18 protein-coding genes are annotated in these 18,365 nt (G+C 61.5%); 4 read left to right on the top strand and 14 right to left on the bottom strand.

The genetic code is table 11. The annotated features are described in order from the left end of the window. Position 1: 1 nt before the first annotated feature. The 10 genes from IMX18_RS02645 to IMX18_RS02600 form a co-directional block, all read right to left on the bottom strand. A complete protein-coding gene (locus IMX18_RS02645) occupies positions 2-1,219 on the bottom strand; it encodes an AAA family ATPase (RefSeq protein WP_217190081.1) in 1,218 nt (405 codons plus the stop codon). Further along, entirely contained in the window at positions 1,213-1,716 is a 504-nt protein-coding gene (locus IMX18_RS02640; protein ID WP_054573862.1) for a TadE/TadG family type IV pilus assembly protein, read from the bottom strand. The genes IMX18_RS02645 and IMX18_RS02640 overlap by 7 nt, the downstream gene beginning before the upstream one ends. Beyond that, positions 1,716-2,186, bottom strand: coding sequence for a TadE/TadG family type IV pilus assembly protein (locus IMX18_RS02635; protein WP_054573863.1), 471 nt, complete (start codon positions 2,184-2,186; stop codon positions 1,716-1,718). Before IMX18_RS02635 ends, IMX18_RS02640 begins: the two co-directional genes overlap by 1 nt. A 9-nt stretch (positions 2,187-2,195) precedes the next feature. Further along, entirely contained in the window at positions 2,196-3,509 is a 1,314-nt protein-coding gene (locus tag IMX18_RS02630) for a TadE/TadG family type IV pilus assembly protein (RefSeq protein WP_217190082.1), read from the bottom strand. 35 nt (positions 3,510-3,544) lie between these two features. Beyond that, the gene (locus IMX18_RS02625) at positions 3,545-3,826 is read right to left on the bottom strand and encodes a hypothetical protein (RefSeq protein ID WP_054573865.1); all 282 of its coding nucleotides are present in this window, start codon (positions 3,824-3,826) and stop codon (positions 3,545-3,547) included. Between the two features lie 15 nt (positions 3,827-3,841). Further along, positions 3,842-5,329 (bottom strand): type II and III secretion system protein family protein, encoded by a 1,488-nt coding sequence (locus IMX18_RS02620; RefSeq protein WP_054573866.1) that lies wholly within the window; start codon positions 5,327-5,329, stop codon positions 3,842-3,844. An 87-nt stretch (positions 5,330-5,416) separates the two neighbouring features. After that, a complete protein-coding gene (gene cpaB, locus IMX18_RS02615; RefSeq protein ID WP_054573867.1) occupies positions 5,417-6,229 on the bottom strand; it encodes a Flp pilus assembly protein CpaB in 813 nt (270 codons plus the stop codon). A 12-nt stretch (positions 6,230-6,241) separates the two neighbouring features. Continuing rightward, on the bottom strand, positions 6,242-7,576 hold the full coding sequence (locus IMX18_RS02610; protein ID WP_054573868.1) for a Cdc6/Cdc18 family protein: 1,335 nt from the start codon (positions 7,574-7,576) through the stop codon (positions 6,242-6,244). A 15-nt stretch (positions 7,577-7,591) separates the two neighbouring features. Continuing rightward, the gene (locus tag IMX18_RS02605) at positions 7,592-8,110 is read right to left on the bottom strand and encodes an A24 family peptidase (protein WP_061303742.1); all 519 of its coding nucleotides are present in this window, start codon (positions 8,108-8,110) and stop codon (positions 7,592-7,594) included. Positions 8,111-8,142: 32 nt separating this feature from the next. Further along, positions 8,143-8,334 (bottom strand): Flp family type IVb pilin, encoded by a 192-nt coding sequence (locus tag IMX18_RS02600; protein WP_054571983.1) that lies wholly within the window; start codon positions 8,332-8,334, stop codon positions 8,143-8,145. Between the two features lie 448 nt (positions 8,335-8,782). Between IMX18_RS02600 and IMX18_RS02595 the strand changes: the two genes are divergently transcribed. Then, entirely contained in the window at positions 8,783-9,661 is an 879-nt protein-coding gene (locus tag IMX18_RS02595) for a response regulator transcription factor (RefSeq protein WP_061303741.1), read from the top strand. Here IMX18_RS02595 and IMX18_RS02590 read toward each other — a convergent pair. The 4 genes from IMX18_RS02590 to IMX18_RS02580 all read right to left on the bottom strand — a co-directional run bounded on the left by IMX18_RS02590 (position 9,646) and on the right by IMX18_RS02580 (position 12,712). Next, the gene (locus tag IMX18_RS02590) at positions 9,646-10,146 is read right to left on the bottom strand and encodes a helix-turn-helix transcriptional regulator (RefSeq protein WP_015271630.1); all 501 of its coding nucleotides are present in this window, start codon (positions 10,144-10,146) and stop codon (positions 9,646-9,648) included. The two genes, IMX18_RS02595 and IMX18_RS02590, sit on opposite strands and share 16 nt — an antisense overlap. Positions 10,147-10,151: 5 nt before the next feature. Further along, positions 10,152-10,427, bottom strand: coding sequence for a hypothetical protein (locus IMX18_RS27890; protein WP_080604900.1), 276 nt, complete (start codon positions 10,425-10,427; stop codon positions 10,152-10,154). Positions 10,428-10,621: 194 nt separating this feature from the next. After that, positions 10,622-11,836 carry a class I SAM-dependent methyltransferase gene (locus IMX18_RS02585; protein ID WP_217190083.1) on the bottom strand — a complete coding sequence of 405 codons (1,215 nt, stop codon included), beginning with the start codon at positions 11,834-11,836 and terminating at the stop codon, positions 10,622-10,624. Between the two features lie 258 nt (positions 11,837-12,094). Beyond that, positions 12,095-12,712: a TPM domain-containing protein gene (locus IMX18_RS02580; RefSeq protein WP_015271632.1), complete on the bottom strand. Its 618-nt coding sequence runs from the start codon at positions 12,710-12,712 to the stop codon at positions 12,095-12,097. A gap of 186 nt (positions 12,713-12,898) precedes the next feature. On the opposite strand from IMX18_RS02580, the gene bglX reads away from it, so the two are divergent. The 3 genes from bglX (at position 12,899) to IMX18_RS02565 (ending at position 18,362) form a co-directional block, all read left to right on the top strand. Then, positions 12,899-15,190, top strand: a complete 2,292-nt coding sequence (gene bglX, locus IMX18_RS02575; RefSeq protein WP_043935888.1) for a beta-glucosidase BglX — start codon at positions 12,899-12,901, stop codon at positions 15,188-15,190. Positions 15,191-15,276: 86 nt separating this feature from the next. Next, positions 15,277-17,034, top strand: coding sequence for a sensor histidine kinase (locus IMX18_RS02570; protein WP_015271634.1), 1,758 nt, complete (start codon positions 15,277-15,279; stop codon positions 17,032-17,034). Beyond that, positions 17,028-18,362 carry a sigma-54-dependent transcriptional regulator gene (locus IMX18_RS02565; protein WP_054571986.1) on the top strand — a complete coding sequence of 445 codons (1,335 nt, stop codon included), beginning with the start codon at positions 17,028-17,030 and terminating at the stop codon, positions 18,360-18,362. The genes IMX18_RS02570 and IMX18_RS02565 overlap by 7 nt, the downstream gene beginning before the upstream one ends. Positions 18,363-18,365 lie beyond the last annotated feature (3 nt).

Raw genomic sequence — 18,365 nt, 5'->3', positions numbered from 1 at the left:
TTCACCCCCGAAAAACACGTTTGAAGGCGCGTTTGAACAGTCCGCTGTCTGTGGCCACCTGCTTGCCCACCAATTCCTCGGCCAGCCCACGCAGCGCTTGGGTGATCGCGGAGCGAGGTGCTTGCAGGCCTAATGGCACACCTGTGTTCTGGCTCTGATTGATAACGCTGAAGTCATTCGGCAGTTTCACGATATTGGTGCAACGCAGCGCCTCGCCGATATCCTTGAGGCTGACCGGCGCCGCCTTGTCGTAGCGGTTGACCACCACCTCCAGCTGGTTGCCGCGTACGCCCAGGTCATCGCGCAGAATGCGCGCCAGGGAACTGGCGTCGCGCAAGTGGTTGACGCTCTGCTGCACCACGACATACACCCGGTCGGCCTGCTCCAGCACCGAAGCGGTGATATGGTCGATCTGCCGTGGCAAGTCCGCCACTACCCAGTCATAGTTGGCCCGCGCCAGTTGCAGCAGCGCATCGAGCTGTTCGGCCTGGACATCCTGCGGCAGACACAGCTCATTGGCGCGGCTGCCAAGCACATGCAAGGACGGGCTGAAATGGCTGCAGAACCCGCGCAGTGCCACCCCGTCCATTTCTTTTATCTGCTGCAACACGTCCAGTTGGCTGTGCGACTGCGCCACATCCAGATGATGCGACACGCTGCCAAACTGCAGGTCCAGGTCAAGCAACAGGGTGTTGCCCTTGAGGCTGAGCTGATGCGCCAGGTTGCAGGCCAGCACAGTGCCACCGGAGCCACCCTTGGCATTCATCACCGCGACCAGTTTGCCTGTTGCCGTGCTGTTGGTCTGGGTTTCCATGACCATACGGTTCAAGGCAGCGATCAGCTCCGTGGCAACGATGGGCTCCGGCAGAAAGTCGCGCGCACCGGCCTGCATCGCCAGGCGCATGCCTTCCCGATCGTCCAGCAGGCCACACACCAACAGCGGTGGGCGCTCATGGGCCGGGCGTTGCAACAGGGCCGCCAGTTCCTCACGCCACAGCTGACCAACGCGCAGCAGCAGAAAATCGGGCATCCGGTCCAGCCCGTACAGCGGGTCGCAATGCCCATTGCTCACCTGACGAACATTCACCTCCAGACCGGAGATGCGCTGACAGATTTCTTGCAATTGACGCAGGGCCAAGGCGTCAGAGCTGCTGATCAACAGACGCATCCCGGGTTTGATGGAGGTAGCGGATACGGAAGATTCCCTAAGATTCAGCATGGCGTGATCTCCGGTACGACATCCGCCTCGGTATGACGCCCGAGGCTCTCGCGAGGTAAGGTCGCCTTGAATACTGGCAGGGTAATGGGCACCCCAAAACCTGGAATAAACAGGCTGAATTGAAAGTTCTGCAGCGTCAGCTGGACATAGCGGACAGCGGCAAACCCGGTGGCGTTCACCAGATCACCGGGATTGGCGACCTGTGCACCGTTCTTGTCCAGGTAGCGCAGGGTAAGGTCCGAGGTGTCCAGGTCGGCCAGCAGGCCACTGGCTCCACTGTCGCCCGCACTGTTGAATATTGCCCGGCGCAGCACCACCGGATCGCTGATATTGCACACCGCTGCCAGACGTGCACCACGCCTCACGGACTCATTCAGCACGTTCACGGTGTAGTACAGCCGGCCTATTTCAAGCACCCCGAACAGCAGCGTGAACATCAACGCACTGACGATGGCGAACTCCACCACATACACGCCCTGCATGCTTCTGCGCTTCATCACAGTGCCCTCATCACAGTGGTGGCGACCAACGGGAAGTTCAGTGCCGTGCCGTTGCCGATAAACGCCGGAATACCGCTGGCTATCAGCGGGGAAAAGACCGCACTGATGGTCACCTGCACGTGGTCGTTGGTACCCGCCACCTTGGCAACCTGCACGCTAGTGTTAGCGGGCATCCCGGTCAGGCTGCAGGGCGGCGTGGAGGGTGCACCGTACACCGCCACGTACTTGGTCATGCACTCGAGGTCGGCGCTCACTTCGACCTTGCCCAGGGTCGAGTTCCAGGCCTGGCTGGCGACAAAGCGTGCGGCATCCCGGCTGCCCTGCAGCAAGCTGTTGTACTGGTAAAGCATTCGGCCGAATTCGCCGAAGGCCAGCAAGGTCAGGAGCAACAGCGGCAGGGTGATGGTGAATTCGACGATTGCCACCCCGTGCTGGCGCTGCGCACGCTTGAGCCGATGAAGTTCCATGACACGCTCCTAGGAGTCGGTGCTCGGTGTGCCACTGCCACTGATAAAGGTTTTGTACAACTGGATGATCTGCGGGCCGGAATCGTCTTGCGGTGTAGGCCCAGGCACACCGTCGCCTTCGCATTGCTTGACGAACTGGCCGAAGATCTGCGAATCCCCGCCCGAGTTGTCCGCTGGCTGCACTACGTAGAAGCAACCGAAACCGATGACCGGAATCGACGATGCCCCCGAGTTCTTGCCCGAACAGTCGCCCACCACGATCTTCAGCATCCGCCGCTCGAAAACTCCACCCGACTGGCAACCCGTACCGCCTGCGACACATGCGGCGGTCTGCGCGGCATAGTCGTTGTAGTCGAACAGCGGCGTGCCGCCAGCAGACAGGTTGCCATTGCTCGAAGTGACGACTTGGCCTTGGTGCTCCACCTTTTCAGTTGTGTCGTTGTACTTCATCGCCGGGTTGCTATAGCTCGTAACCAGATCGGGCGGATAGTCCGTGCTATTGAGCGACCCGGCGTACTCGCCGAAGCGAGTATTCAGGCCTTTCACAGCAGGGCCAACCGTGTTGCCAGGCTTGGTAGCGGCGTTGTCACCGACATTTCGGCAAACCGAGGCGCCACCAGCCATGAGTTCGCCAACCGCCTTGCCGCCCGAGCCAAAATCGAGCAGCTGAAAATTGCCCGGGCCAATCGGGTCGCTGTCCTTGGAAGCTGATTTCAAGACCTCCAGGTCACCAAAGCGATACCCCCAGAACATGCCGGTATCCGGGGTGTATTTGGTCGGATCCCCACACACCAGCAGCGGCGCAAGATCACATGGACTGGTGGGGCTCGGCCCGGCGGTGGCAATCGCCGTCACGCTTTTGGTCCCCACGGTTCCTGTACCGATTGACTGGGCGAAGCTCCAGAAAAAGCCCGCCAGTGAGTAATTCGATACCGAGACCCGCACATAGGTGGCATTGGCCGGCCCGGGGAAGGAAAAAGGCCCATAGACATTGTCTGCCAACTCCACCACGGCAAATCCACCAGGGTTGCCGCCGATTGCCGTCAACAGCTCCGTGTTGCCAGCGGCCTTGGCATTTTCGTTGAGGGTGAAGAGCGCGGCTGCTCGTGTGGTACTGGCAGAATTGCCAGTGCCCATCACCTGGCTCAGGGTCTTGGCGCCACTGAGGGCGGCGGCGTCCACGGCATTCTGCAGTCGAGTCTTGTTCAACAACATGTGACCGCCATCGAGCACCAACGCTGCCATCATCAGTATCGCCAACAGGGCGATCACGATGATGACAGTTACTGCCCCCCGCTGTTGGCCTGGCGGCGCGGTGAACATCCGTTGAGCTCGAGGAGTCATGATTACGCCCTCAATCAGCGAGTTGAATCAGTGACTTGGATCTGGATCGGCTGACCGATCTGCTGCGCATCACCAGTCGTCCCCCGGTAGCTATTGATCACCTTCTCCAGTAAAGGCCCGTCAGAGCCAGCGGCCGGCACTTCAGTGCCTGGGTTGGCGGCTACCTGCTTGTCGGCAATCTGCTGGTAGGTGGTCTGGTAGACGCTGTAGCCCAACGGGCCAACGCGCCCTTCGTCGTACGACATACAACCCGACAACCCCGACAGCAGCACGCAACACACGATCATGCTTCTCATGCTGGTTCTCTCCGATCAATTCAGGTCATGGCCAAAGTTGCCACCGCTGACACCGAGGCTCACGGGGACCGCGCGCCCCGGCTCACTGCCCTTGGTCTTGCCGAGCAGGTAGAAGTCCAGGTCACTGGGCTCGACGAACTTCTCGGTGGGCAGGCGCACCGCCTTGGCATCCACAGGCTTGGCGAGGTGCGGCGTCACCAGGATCACCAGTTCGGTTTCACCGTTGATGAACGATTGGCTGCGGAACAGGTGCCCGAGTATCGGCAAGTCCCCCAGACCCGGGAAACGGCTGACGAAATCGCGAGTGTTTTCGCTGATCAAGCCGGCGATGGCAATGGTCTGGCCATTGCCCAGTTCGACCGTGGACTCTGCGCTGCGCTTGGTCAGCGACGGAATAACCTGGGAAACTCCATCGCCCAGGATGCTGCTGAGGCCCGTGTCGAGTACCAGCGAGTTAGCGTTGGAAAGCTCGCTCACCGAGACATTCAGGTTGAGGTTGATACGCCCGGAGTCGAGCACCACCGGCAGGAACTTCACGCCGACACCGAATTCCTTGTATTCGATGGTGATGCCATCATCCTCGGTGATCGGCACCGGGAACTCGCCACCAGAAATGAACTCCGCCTGCTGGCCGGTCAGCGTGGTGAGGGTGGGCTCGGCCAGCACCTTGGCCGAACCATTGTCCTTGGACGCCTCCAGCACCACGTTGAAGAGGAAATCGTCGGACAGGAACTGTGCGAACAAGCCTTTGCCGCCACCAATCAGCGAACCTGGCGAAAGAATCGACCCGCCACCTGGAGTCAGGCCCAGTCCTTGACCATTGTTGAACCCACCACCGCTCCAGTTGCCGGACGAGCCAAGGGCATTGAAGCGCACGTTGAGGTTCTTGATCAGGCTGCGCTGCATCTCTGCCACTTTCACTTCCAGCATCACCTGCTGGCTGCCACCGACGCTGAGCAGGTTGATCACCTCCAGCGACTGAGCCGGTGCCGCTTCGGCGGCTTCACCCTTGCCTTGCACCACACTCGAGGTCTGCGCGGCATAGGTCTTGGCCACTTTCATCGCTGTGTCCATGGCCGCGGCGCTGCGCACCTGACCACGCAGTACCAACGCGCCTTGTGCGCTGAACACCTCGATGTTCTCCTCGGGCAGCAGCTGGTGCAGTTTGGTCTTGAGCCCGGTGAGGTCATGCACAACCTCCACATCCATGGTCTCGATCAAGCGGTTGTTGCTGTCCCACAGCAATACGTTGGTAGTGCCGAGGGAACGGCCGAGCAGGTAGAGCTGGGTCGGGCTGGTGATCAGGATATCGGCGATATCCGGGTTGCCGACCGAAATTTTCCTCACCGGCGTACGAGCGCTGATCGTCCGCGACTTGTAGATGGGCACCTGGACCATGTTGGCGTTGGCCGCCGGCATGGCGCTGTATCCCGATCCCGGTTCTGCAGCCTGCGTCACGCCGACGAACAGCAGCTGCGTACCAAGCCCGCACAACAGGTACATCCCTAGTCTCTGCAAAGTATTCATACACAACTCCTTGCTAGGTATTCTTGTTCCTGCCGAACGTTAGCCATTCGGACGCCTGCCGCCTTAAAACCTTGCTTTCGCTACTTCAACTTCAGTCCCACGGATGATGGTGACCGCGCCACCGTCACTACTACGATTTACCACCGGTCTTGGTTGGGGTTTGAATGCTGGCGTTGCAGCCTTCACCGGCTCGACAGCGGCAACGGCTGGCGCCTGCTTCTGAGCGTCCAGCGGATTGCGCAGGGCCAGCTGCAACTTCCCTTCGGATTGCGCCCTGACCAGCACCTCGGCCTCTTTGGCCGACATTTCCAGGGTCACGGCACGTACCACCACCGGCTGGGTCTTGTCCGTCCCTGCAGTCTGGTCCACGGCCAATACCCGGAGGTCCTGGAGGATGGTTCTGGACTCAGCGTCGTTACTACCGCCATTGCTTTGCTTGGTCGCCAGAACATCGACCCGGTTACCCGGCAACAGGAACCCGCCCACCCCGACCACGTCATCCACACGCACCGAAATGGCGCGCTTGTCTGGAGCAATCAATGAAGCCAGGGTACTGCCACCCAGGTGCTCGGCAAGGCGAGCACTACGCAGCACATCGCCGCGCAACAGTGCGAAAGTGGCAATCTTGCCAACCACCTTTTCATTGCTGTCGAAGGCATCGTCGGGCACCGCATCCTTGGGCATGCGCACGATAGCGACCTGCTGGGCCTCGATCATCTGCCCGAACGGGATCTCCACCGTAGCGACCACCACGTTCTTCATGTTGTCATCCGGGGCGGCGTTGAGCCGACCATTGAGCCAGTTGTTGGCCATCCAGGCGGCGCCAAGCCCCAGGGTCAGGGAAACGGCAACCAAGGTCAGCGTACGGGCACTCATGTCTGCATCTCCTCATCCAAGGAAGTCGATCTGCACGAAGTAGCTTTGCCAAGCCCATTTCAGCTCCTGTGGCGACAGCGGACCATCGCCGCCCAGGTAACGCTGGCGGTCAAGCGCCATGTTCAGCAGGTCGCGAGGGTGGCAGGGCACCAGCGGCACGCCTTCGACCTCGTACAGCGCCTGTAGCGCGTAACGCAACAGCAGCGGGTCGTAAGCCAGGCCCAGGCGTTCGCATTCCTGACGCCAGATGCGTTCGTACTCATCGACTTTCAGGTAGCTGAACTGCAGCTTGTAGCCAATGCGCCGCAAGAAGGCTTCGTCAGCCAACTCCAGCGGGTTGAGGTTGGTGGAGAACACCAGCACCAGATCGAACGGCAGCTCGCAATGGCGCCCGCCACCCAGGTTGAGGAAGTCGCGCTTCTCTTCCATCGGCACGATCCAGCGGTTGAACAGCTCGGCCGGGGCCATGCGCTGGCGCCCCATGTCGTCGATGATGAACAGGCCATTGCTGGCCTTGAGTTGCAAGGAGGCCTGATACTGGCGGGTGCTCGGATCGAAACGGACATCCAGTTGCTCCATGCCCAGTTCGCCGCCAGTGATCACCACCGGGCGCTTACAGCGCACCAGCCGGCGATCGATGCCTTCGTTCAGCAACAGGCTGGTGGGTTGCCCCTCCTCCTCCAGGCGCTGATGCACCTGAGGGTCATACACCTCGATAACCGACTCATTGATTTCTATGGCATGCGGTACCCAGATGGCTTCGGCGAACAGACGAATCAACCGGCTGCTGACGTAGGTCTTCCCGGTGCCTGCGGGGCCGTAAATCATGATCGCGCGCCCGGAGTTCAACGCTACGCCCAGTTGATCGAGCATGCTCTCCGAGAGCACAACACCTGCGAAGGCCGAGTGCATGTCCTGCGTACTGATGCGGCCATGGTGGATGGTCTGCAGCTTGAGCAGGTCACGGTAGGTACTTACAGGGAAGGGCGCCGCGCCTATATAGCCGCTGCGCGCCAGTGCATCGCGAGCGGTGGCACGGCCGCGTTCGGTCAGGCCGTAGCGCAGCACCTGCCCCCCCGTTTGCACACCGACCTGGCCCAGTACTTCGACGCGGCCATCCTTGCGCAGAAAGGCCAACACTTCTTCTACCACCGCACCGGTCAGTGCCAGGCGCTCCACCAGGCGCGACAGGTCCAGCGTACCGGCGTCATGCAGGTGCTTGCACAGCAGATCAGCGAGAAAGCTTTCTGCCAGGCCAGTCTCACGGACTGTACGTGGCTGAGGTGCCAGGCTCTGCACTGCGTCCTTGTCACAGGCGCAGGCACCACTGTCTCTGAGTGCGTACATGGTTAGCCTCCCAGGCTATAGGCCAAGCGGTTGCCAAAAAAGGCTGACAAGGGTTCCGAGAAGAATTGCTATGGCGTATGGGAAAGGCTTTCCGGCCACTTCATCAGCCTGCGGTGCGAAATACGCCTGTGCTTTCAACATCAACCAGTAACGCGACAAGGTCATCGGTAACTGGCCACGCACTAGAATTAGTAGAAGACCACATAGACATCCGGCAATCAGGCTCAGGAGTGCCGCGCTGAGCGCGCCGTTCCAAGGAAGAAAAGCGCCGACCATAGCCATTAGTTTGACATCGCCGGCAGCCATCCCACCCAAGGCGTGCATTGGGAGAAAAATGGCGAAGCCAATCAGCAACCCCAGCAACCCATAACCGAAACCACTGATTCCGGCGGAGTAAGCCTGACCAGCCAAGCCCAACCCCAGCCCCACCAGAATCAGGAGGTTGGGAATGCGGTGGCGACGAAGGTCGCTCGCCACCGCTATACCCAGCAGCCCCATCAGCAAAACAGTCATAACCAACTGCTCTCTGGTCATCACCGCCTCTCCCTGCTGGATGATTATTTCTATTAGCACGCCGACCCTTTAATGGCAGTGCAGAGAGTCTGCATCTTTGTTTGCACTGCAGTTCCGAGACTAGTGAATATCCCAACAACAAGTGCCGTCACCAACCCACCAGCCACCGCATATTCCACAACGGTCAGGCCATCTTCATCTTTGACGAACTTCACGACCGAAGCCTTGATTGTTTGCAGAGTCATTTCGCTCACCTCGCTAAGGACATTATCTTTCTTCCCAGGCAGTGGCGGTTGCACTACCTGATGGGAATCCTAGTCAGGGGGAGACGACAGTCGTTAGGAGATTTTTGCGAATCGCTAGGACTTTTTTGCGGCCATTGGCCAGCATCCAAAAAGTGACAATGCCACCAGGAAAACAGGTAGCAAGCGTCAATATGAGAAGCACTTTCGTACGCATTTGCAGCCGGCTCAGGGAAAGGTTCTGGCACGTTTGTTCAAAGCCGACAAGCGGTCGTCATGATCAAAGACCAGCCTGACTGCGGAACCTGTCTAACATCAGGGTTTTACAAAACGCATAGAACCCCCTAAGCAAAAACGATCTAAGGTAATAACCAAATTGCTCGGCGACTTAATAATGTTTTGACAATACTGCTGCTCGTAGGGAAACTCCCCAGCATAAGGTTAAGTCACGATGTCTAACCCGGGCACAAAGCCGCTGCTGTTGTGGTTCGATCTGACACGCGATCATTCCACCGAAGCGCTTATGGCACAGTTCAGTCATGTCTGCGATTGCAAACTGGCGAAGGCCGTGGCGCATTCCGAACGCCAGCAGGCAGACATGATCTGCATGCATTTCGATCGTCCCGACACGCTCAACCTCAACCTGCTGCTGGAAGTGAAACGCAACTCACCGTCCATACCGATCACCATGTTCACCGTGCAGCACTCCGAAGAGCTGGCTGTCTGGGCCATGCGTTCGCGGGTCTGGGAGTATCTGGTATTGCCGCTGACAAGCGGTGAGAAAAGTCGCTACATCGATGTCCTCAAGCAGCTTTGCGACATACGCCGCGCCAGCAAGACCTCAGGCAATGCGCAGCGCATCGACCACCTTCCCTCTTTGCCGGACAGCATTCGCCTGACCGGCGAACACCACAAGCACCAGGCGCTCAGCAAGGTCATGCCATACATCGACCAGCATTTTCGCGAATGCATCGACCAAAAGGACATCGCACAGCGCTGCGGCATGACCACGGCCCGCTTCAGCCGCCTGTTCAAGGAAGTCAACGGCGTTGGGTTTCTGGATTACATCCTGAGCAAGCGCATGAACCTGGCCATGGACCTGCTCGTCAACAGCCAGATGCCGATTACCAGCATCGGCTATGAGGCCGGCTTCAAGGACCCATCCTACTTCGCCCGTGCCTTCAAGCAGGTCAGCAACTGCACGCCCAGCGAATACCGCCAGGCCCGCCAGCTCGAAGCGACGGCCAGCGAAACCGAGCCCTTGAAAGATACCAATGCAGCCGTGGCAGACAATTTGTTGCAGGGTGCGGGGACTCAAAAGTATCGCTGAAGCACTACCCGTTCATATGCGCTTGAAATATTGACTGCCATCGCTATGCGAGCCAGTTCAAGGGTGCCCTGGCCAATTGAGTAACTACCCCGCGCCTGCAACCAAACCAGAATGTCGGCAAGATGCCAGAGAGCAGTGCTGCCATCGTGCACGGGGGCAGGGAAGTTATGTGAATGCGCCAACATTAATTTCCGCATGTTTTGCCGAGATACGCCTATGATTTCAGCCACATCGGATAGCCCTACAAGATCGGGGGTCGCTTCGATAAGGCGAGCGCCTGGCACCACTCTGCAAACATCTCTCAAAGCGCTCTCGATAGCCTCTTTCGCAGTAGGGGACTCGCGGATGAAGGCAAGCGCCAAGCGGCCCGGTTGACCTACGCCAACCACCGCATCATCGCATCCGCCTTCAGCCAGACGCTCCAGTAGCGCATCGGTGTCTTCGTTTTCGCTCAATTGATACTTGAGGGTGAACTCATATTCCACTGCTTCTACTCCTCTCCGGCATTTGGTGCGCCTAAGGCAACTTTGCTGCCCGAACAGTTATCAACCACACGCCTCAGCTGACGCGCCAAATTGCCAGGGCTCCTCGGGGTGCTCCAGATACTGGTAATGCAAAACTCCCCACACCGACAATGGGCATCGTTCCACGGGCAGTACATTTTCCCCCAACAATGCCCCCCACCCACCACTACTCTCCATCCCTTTGACTCAGCGTGCCTCAAGGCCTGCTCAACCTCCTTCCTGGCGTGACTGGGGCGTGACATCAGATTTTCTCCAGTGTGGACTTGCATGCCAAAGGTTGTCAAATGACAACCACCCAATCGGCAAGCGTGCACGCCACACTACAGAATTGATGATGCTGGGAGTCGCTGTAAGTAACTGTTGGGAATTTTCCTACGCGGAATCGAGACTTCGACCCGAAGAATGTTTTAGAGGCCCGTAGAAGCAAGCAGTGCTATCAGAGCAACCCGTCCGCCTGCAACAACGTCTCCAGGCAATGCTCCTGCACCCCGTAAAACGCCTTGAGCTGTCCGATCTTCTCCAGCAACGCGCCGTTGTCCCCTGCCTGGCGCCGCTTCACCGCAAGAATCATCTTGTTCTTGTTGGTGTGCTCCAGCGAAATGAACTCGAACACCTTGGTCTCGTACCCGCAAGCTTCCAGGTACAGCGCGCGCAGGCTGTCGGTCAGCATTTCGGCCTGCTGGCCCATGTGCAGGCCGTACTGCAGCATCGGTTGCAACAACCCCGGGCTGTGCAGTTGCGGGCGGATCTGCTTGTGGCAGCACGGCGAGCACATGATGATCGCGGCGTTGCAGCGGATGCCGGTGTGGATGGCGTAGTCGGTGGCGATGTCGCAGGCATGCAGGGCAATCATCACTTCGATGGCCTCGGGCACCACGCTACGCACGTCACCACACTGGAACTCCAGGCCCGGGTGCTCCAGACGCAAGGCGGCGGCGTTGCACAGATCGACCATGTCCTGGCGCAGCTCGACGCCGGTTACCTGTGCTTCGCGGCCCAGGCTATTGTGCAGGTAGTCGTGAATGGCAAAGGTCAGGTAGCCCTTGCCTGAGCCGAAGTCGGCCACCCGTAGCGCCTGCTCCGCCGGCACCGGTGCACTGGCCAGGGCGTGGTCGAAGACTTCGATGAACTTGTTGATCTGCTTCCACTTGCGCGACATCGACGGTATCAGCGCGCCTTGTGCGTCAGTCACGCCGAGGTCCCGCAGGAACGGCCGTGAAAGCTCCAGATAGCGCTTCTTCTCGCGGTCATGGCCGCTGCGACTGGCAGCTTCGCGTGGCGCCTGTGCGCCGTGGCGCTGGAGCATGGGCTTGCCCTTCTTGCTGAAGGTCAACTGCACTTCACCGTCGGCATCGAACAGGTGCGCGTTGCGGAAGCTGTCCGGTAGCAGCTCGGCGACCAGCGCCTGGGCCTGCTCCAGCGCCAGATTGCGGGTGATGTCGCGGGTCTGGTGGCGATAGACCAGCGACAGGCACGGCTGGCCCTTGACCTGCAGCGGCTTGGCAATGATCCGTTGCAGGGTCTGGTCGGCACCGACATGGCGCGCCAATACCAGTTTGACCAGGGTATTGCCATGCAGGGCGGCGGTCAGCAGGTCGAGAAACTGGGTGCGCGCATCCGGCGCGGATGGGGCAGAAGAACTGGCGGACATGGAAAAACGGTGCCTCGGATAGCGGGGAGCGCATGGCGCAATGCACGCATTCTACAGGGTGGCTAACTTCCTGTGGGAGATCGCCCAGTCCTTTGGGCTGCGCTGTCGCGTAGGGAACTGAATTCGCAAGCGGTACGCGTACCCTGTGGGAGCGGCTTTAGCCGCGAAGAATCCAACGCGGTGCATGGCCCCGGCTGCGCCGGTGTTCGCGGCTAAAGCCGCTCCTACAGGGGGCGCGTCAAGCCATCGGGGTTCGGCTCAATCGAGAATCACCAACCGGTTGGGCAACTCGTTACGTGCATGGGTAGGCGGCACATGTTCGCTGAGCAGTTCGCCGCATGCCTCGATGCACTCGACAAACCCCTGCAAGGTGCGGCCCTGGCGTACCTGTTCGGCAAGGCGGGCGACGATGGCCGCGCGGGCGGTGGCATCCAGATGGCGCTCGATACCGCGGTCGACCAGGATCTCCACATGCCGCTCCGCCTCGCTGACGAAGATCAGTACGCCCGTGGCACCGGCAGTGCGCTGCAGGTTCTGTTCGCGAAACTGCTGGCGGGCCAGGCGCGAAGCACGCCAGCGGCGCAGGGCCCGGGGGATCACCCAGCCGGCCAGGCGTGGGCTGCGCAACAGCAGACACAAGCCTACGAACAGCAGCACATTGGCCACCAGCAAGCCACGCACTCCGGGCCAACCCAGCAGCCAGTGCAACAGGGCCGGCACGGCCAGCGCCAGCACGGCGGCCCAGAACAACGGCCAGTAGGCATAATCGTCGGCCCGGCGGGCCAGCACCGTCACCAGTTCGGCATCGGTGCGCCGTTCGGCACGGGCAATGGCTTCGGCGATCTGGCGCTGATGGTATTCATCGAGGGGGGTCATGCCATCGGTCTCTTGAGCGTTCTTATAGTTGTTCTCCCGGCATTCGGGGCTTCATCCGCAGGCGACATATTCAGGCATAATCCGCCGCTGGAAGAAATGCCTGCAAATCGTACAACAATAGCCGCCTGAAAACTTCGGCCGCGCGCGTATCACCGTGGATACGGCACAGGCCTCACAACGGAATTGATGATGAAACTGTCTTTGCTGGGCCTGGCCATGGGCCTTGCCAGTCAGGCGGCACTCGCCGCCCCCTCCGCCCCGCCCCTGCAGGACAAGCAGGCGTTCATCGACCATCTGATCAGCCAGATGACCGAAGCCGAGAAGATCGGCCAACTGCGCCTGATCAGTATCGGGCCGGAAATGCCCAAGGATAAGATCCGCGAGGAAATTGCCGCCGGGCGCATCGGCGGTACCTTCAACTCACGCACGGCCCCCGAGAACCGCCCCATGCAGGACGCGGCGATGCGTAGCCGGCTGAAGATTCCGATGTTCTTCGCCTACGACACCGTCCACGGCGAACGCACCATTTTCCCGATCGGCCTGGGCATGGCCGCGACCTGGGACATGGACGCCGTCGCCAAGGTCGGCCGCACCGCCGCCATCGAAGCCGCGGCGGACGCCCTGGACATGACCTTCGCACCGATGGTCGACATCGCCCGCGACCCGCGCTGGGGCCGCACCAGTGAAGGCTTCGGCGAGGACACCTACCTGACCTCGAAGATCGGCCAGGTGATGGTCCGCTCGTTCCAGGGCAGCAGCCCGGCCAACCCCGACAGCATCATGGCCATCGTCAAGCACTTCGCCCTGTATGGCGCGGTGGAAGGCGGGCGCGACTACAACACGGTCGATATGAGCCTGCCGAAAATGTACAACGACTACCTGCCACCCTATCGCGCCGCGCTCGACGCTGGTGCCGGCGGAGTGATGGTGGCGCTGAACTCGATCAACGGCGTGCCGGCCACCTCCAACACCTGGCTGATGAACGACCTGCTGCGCAAGGAGTGGGGCTTCAAGGGCGTGACCATCAGCGACCACGGTGCCATCCAGGAACTGATCCGCCATGGCGTCGCCCGCGACGGGCGCGAAGCCGCCAAGCTGGCGATCAAGGCCGGCATCGACATGAGCATGAACGACACCCTGTACGGCGAAGAGCTGCCAGGCCTGCTGAAGTCTGGCGAAGTGACCCAGGCCGAACTGGACCAGGCAGTGCGCGAAGTGCTGGGTGCCAAGTACGACATGGGCCTGTTCAAGGACCCGTACGTGCGCATCGGCAAGGCCGAAACCGACCTGAAGGACTACTACGGCAACGACCGCCTGCACCGCGACGCCGCACGTGACGTGGCGCGCCGCAGCCTGGTGCTGCTGGAAAACCGCAACCAGACGCTGCCGCTGAAAAAGGCCGGCACCATCGCCTTGGTCGGCCCACTGGCCGATGCCCCGATCGACATGATGGGCAGCTGGGCTGCCGACGGCAAACCGATGCACTCGGTGACCGTGCGCGAAGGCCTGCGCCGCGCCGTGGAGGGCAAGGCCAAGCTGGTCTACGCCAAAGGCTCCAATGTCACCGGCGACAAGGCGATGTTCGATTACCTGAACTTCCTCAACTTCGATGCTCCGGAAATCGTCGACGACCCGCGCCCGCCTGCGGTGCTGATCGACGAGGCGGTGAAGGCGGCGAAGCAGTCCGATGTGGTGGTGGCAGTGGTCGGCGAATCCCGCGGCATGTCCCACGAGTCGTCGAGCCGCACCACCCTGGAAATCCCGGCCAGCCAGCGGGAGCTGATCAAGGCCCTGAAGGCCACCGGCAAGCCGCTGGTGCTGGTGCTGATGAACGGCCGCCCACTGTCGATTGCCTGGGAACGCGAGCAGGCCGACGCCATTCTGGAAACCTGGTTTGCCGGTACCGAAGGCGGCAACGCGATCGCCGACGTACTGTTCGGCGATTACAACCCGTCCGGCAAGCTGGCCATCACCTTCCCGCGTTCGGTCGGGCAGATCCCGATGTACTACAACCACACCCGTATCGGCCGGCCCTTCACACCGGGCAAGCCGGGCAACTACACCTCGCAGTACTTCGAAGAGCCCAATGGCCCGCTGTACCCGTTCGGCTATGGCCTGAGCTACAGCAGCTTCGAGCTGTCGGGGCTGAAGCTGTCGAACAAGGACCTCAAGCGTGGCGACACGCTGGAAGCCAAGGTGACGGTGAAGAACACCGGCAAGGTGGCAGGCGAGACCGTGGTGCAGCTGTACCTGCAGGATGTATCGGCATCGATGAGCCGCCCGGTGAAGGAACTGAAGAACTTCCAGAAGCTGATGCTCAAGCCTGGCGAGTCGCGCACGTTGAGCTTCCGCATCAGCGAGGAAGACCTGAAGTTCTACAATGGCCAACTGCAGCGAGTTGCCGAGCCGGGGGAATTCAATGTACAGGTCGGGCTGGATTCCCAGGCGGTACAGCAGCAGAGCTTTGAACTGCTGTAACTGACTGGTTTTGCCTGTACCGGCCTCTTCGCGGGCTTGCCCGCGAAGAGGCCGGCCCTGATATCCCATTCATCCGGATCCGCCCCATGCCCTTTTCCGTTCGCGCCCTGCGTCTGGGGCTGATCTCCCTGCTGATCGTGCTGGGCACCGCCCTCAGCGCCGGCTGGGCCATGCACCAGGCCAAGCGCCAGGCCATGGAAGCCGACGCCCAGCGTGCCAGCCAGCAGTTGGGCCTGTATGCCAATGCCCTGCACACGCTGATCGACCGCTACCGCGCCCTGCCCGCCGTGCTGGCGCTGGACCCGGAACTGATCGCCGCCCTGCGCGGCCCGGTCAGCGAACCGGTGCAGGACGCCTTGAACCGCAAACTCGAACGCATCAACGGCGCTGCCAACTCCTCCACCCTCGAACTGCTCGACCGCACCGGCCTGGCCATCGCCGCCAGCAACTGGCGGCTGCCCAGCAGCTATGTGGGCTCCAACTACGGTTTCCGCCCCTACTTCAAGCAAACCCGCAGCCAAGGCAGTGGCCGCTTCTACGCCGTGGGCGTGACCAGTGGCGTGCCGGGCTACTTCCTCGCCAGCGCGGTGAACGACGAGCATGGCCGCTTCCTCGGCGCCATGGTGGTTAAGCTGGAGTTCCCCGAACTGGAGCGCGAGTGGCGCCAGGGCAGCGACATCCTGCTGGTCAGCGATGCCCGTGGCATCACCTTCATCGCCAACCAGGACGGCTGGCGCTACCGCGAGCTGCAGCCGCTCAATGGTGCCGACCGTGCCGAACTGGCCGAAACCCGTCAGTACGACAAGCAACCGCTGGTGCCGCTGCAGCACCAGGTGCTGACCCGCTTTGCCGCCAACAGCACCCTCAGCCGCGTGCAAGGCCCGGAGGGTAGCGCCGAGTACCTGTGGGAAAGCCTGCCGCTGGAAAGTGAAAACTGGACCTTGCATCTGCTGCGCAAGCCGCAGGTGGCCGCCGACGGTCGCAATGCCGCCCTCGGCGCCGCCGCCGTATGGCTGAGCCTGGTGTTCGCTGCGCTGTTCGTCAGCCAGCGCCTGCGCCTTGCCCGCCTGCGCCAGCGTAGCCGGGAGGAGCTCAAGCGCCAGGTCGAGGAACGCACCCGTGAGCTGCGCACCGCCCAGGAGGGGCTGGTGCAATCGGCCAAGCTGGCGGCGCTTGGGCAAATGTCGGCGGCCATGGCCCATGAAATCAACCAGCCGCTGACCACCCAGCGCATGCAGCTGGAAACCCTGCGTCTGCTGCTCGACCATGGCCGATATGACGAAGCACGCCAGGCACTGGAGCCGCTGGAGCAGATGCTCACGCGCATGGCCGCGCTCACCAGTCACCTGAAAACCTTCGCCCGCAACAGCCCGGTCGGCCTGCGCGAACGCCTCGACCTGGCCACCGTGGTCGACCAGGCACTGCACCTGCTGGAGGCGCGTATTCGCAGCGAAGAAGTGGAGGTAGCCCTGTACCTGGCGCGCCCGGCCTGGGTGCGCGGCGATGCCATTCGCCTGGAGCAGGTGCTGATCAACCTGCTGCGCAATGCCCTCGACGCCATGGCCGACAAGCGCTACAAACGCCTGGAGATCCGCATCGAGCCCGACGGCGAGCTATGGCGCCTGAGCGTGCTGGATTCGGGTGGCGGCATTGCCGAGGCCAACCTGGCCAAGGTCTTCGACCCATTCTTCACCACAAAGCCGGTGGGTGAAGGCCTTGGGCTGGGGCTAGCCATTTCCTACGGCATCGTCCACGAGGCCGGCGGCAAGCTGCAGGCCGAAAACCTGCCTGGCGGCGCGCGCCTTAGCCTTACCCTGCCCCGTGACCTGGAGCCTGCATGTTGAATTCAGTGATCGTCGTCGATGATGAAGCCAGTATCCGCACCGCGGTCGAGCAATGGCTGAGCCTGTCGGGCTTCAGCGTGCAACTGTTCGCCCGCGCCGAAGAATGCCTGGCACACCTGCCACGGCACTTTCCCGGGGTGATCATCAGCGATGTACGCATGCCGGGCATGGATGGCCTGCAGTTGCTCGAACGCCTGCTGGCGGACGACCCCGACTTGCCGGTGATCCTGCTGACCGGCCACGGCGATGTGCCCATGGCAGTGGAAGCCATGCGCAGCGGGGCCTACGACTTCCTGGAAAAACCCTTTACCCCGCAGCACCTGCTGGGCAGCCTGCGCAGGGCCCTGGAAAAGCGCCAGCTGGTCTTGGAAAACCGCCGGCTGCACGAGCAGGCCGATCTCAAGTCACGCCTGGAAGGCACACTGCTGGGTATGTCCCAGGGCCTGCAACAGCTGCGTCGGCAAGTGCTGGACCTGGCCAGCCTGCCGGTCAATGTGCTGATCCGCGGCGAAACCGGCAGTGGCAAAGAGCGCGTGGCCCGCTGCCTGCACGATTTTGGCCCGCGCGCCGACAAGCCGTTCGTCGCCCTCAATTGTGCAGCCATCCCCGAGTCGCTGTTCGAGGCCGAGCTGTTCGGCCATGAAAGCGGCGCCTTTACCGGCGCCCAGGGCAAGCGCATCGGCAAGCTTGAGTACGCCAACGGTGGCACGGTGTTCCTCGACGAAATCGAAAGCATGCCACTGGCCCAACAGGCCAAGCTGCTGCGGGTGATCCAGGAACAGAAGCTGGAACGCCTGGGTGCCAACCAGAGCATCAGCGTCGACCTGCGCATCATTGCCGCGACCAAGCCCGACCTGCTCGAAGAAGCCCGCGCCGGGCGCTTTCGCGAAGACCTTGCCTATCGCCTGAACGTGGCCGAGTTGCGCCTGGCGCCATTGCGTGAACGGCGTGAGGACATTCCACTGCTGTTCGAGCACTTTGCCCGTGCCGCCGGCGAAAAGCTTGGTCGCGCAGCCCCGCCCCTGTCGGGCGCGCAACTGGCGCAGCTGCTGTCGCATGACTGGCCGGGCAACGTGCGTGAGCTGGCCAACGCGGCGGAGCGGCATGCATTGGGGCTGGGCTCGCCGAACATCGAGGTGACGCCTGCCGGGCAGTCGTTGAGCGAACAGATGGAAGCGTTCGAGGCGCAATGCCTGCGCGCGGCGCTGCGCCAGCACGGCGGCGAAATCAAGGCGGTGATGGAGGCCTTGCAGCTGCCGCGGCGCACGCTGAACGAAAAGATGCAGCGGCATGGGTTGGTGCGCGAGGACTTCATCGGGCGGGAATGAGCG

The sequence above is a fragment of the Pseudomonas shirazica genome (assembly GCF_015168335.1).
In the GTDB taxonomy this organism is placed as follows: Bacteria; Pseudomonadota; Gammaproteobacteria; order Pseudomonadales; family Pseudomonadaceae; genus Aquipseudomonas; species Aquipseudomonas asiatica.
Note: the sequence above shows the minus strand (reverse complement) of the source record. Positions and strands in the feature narration are given on the sequence as shown.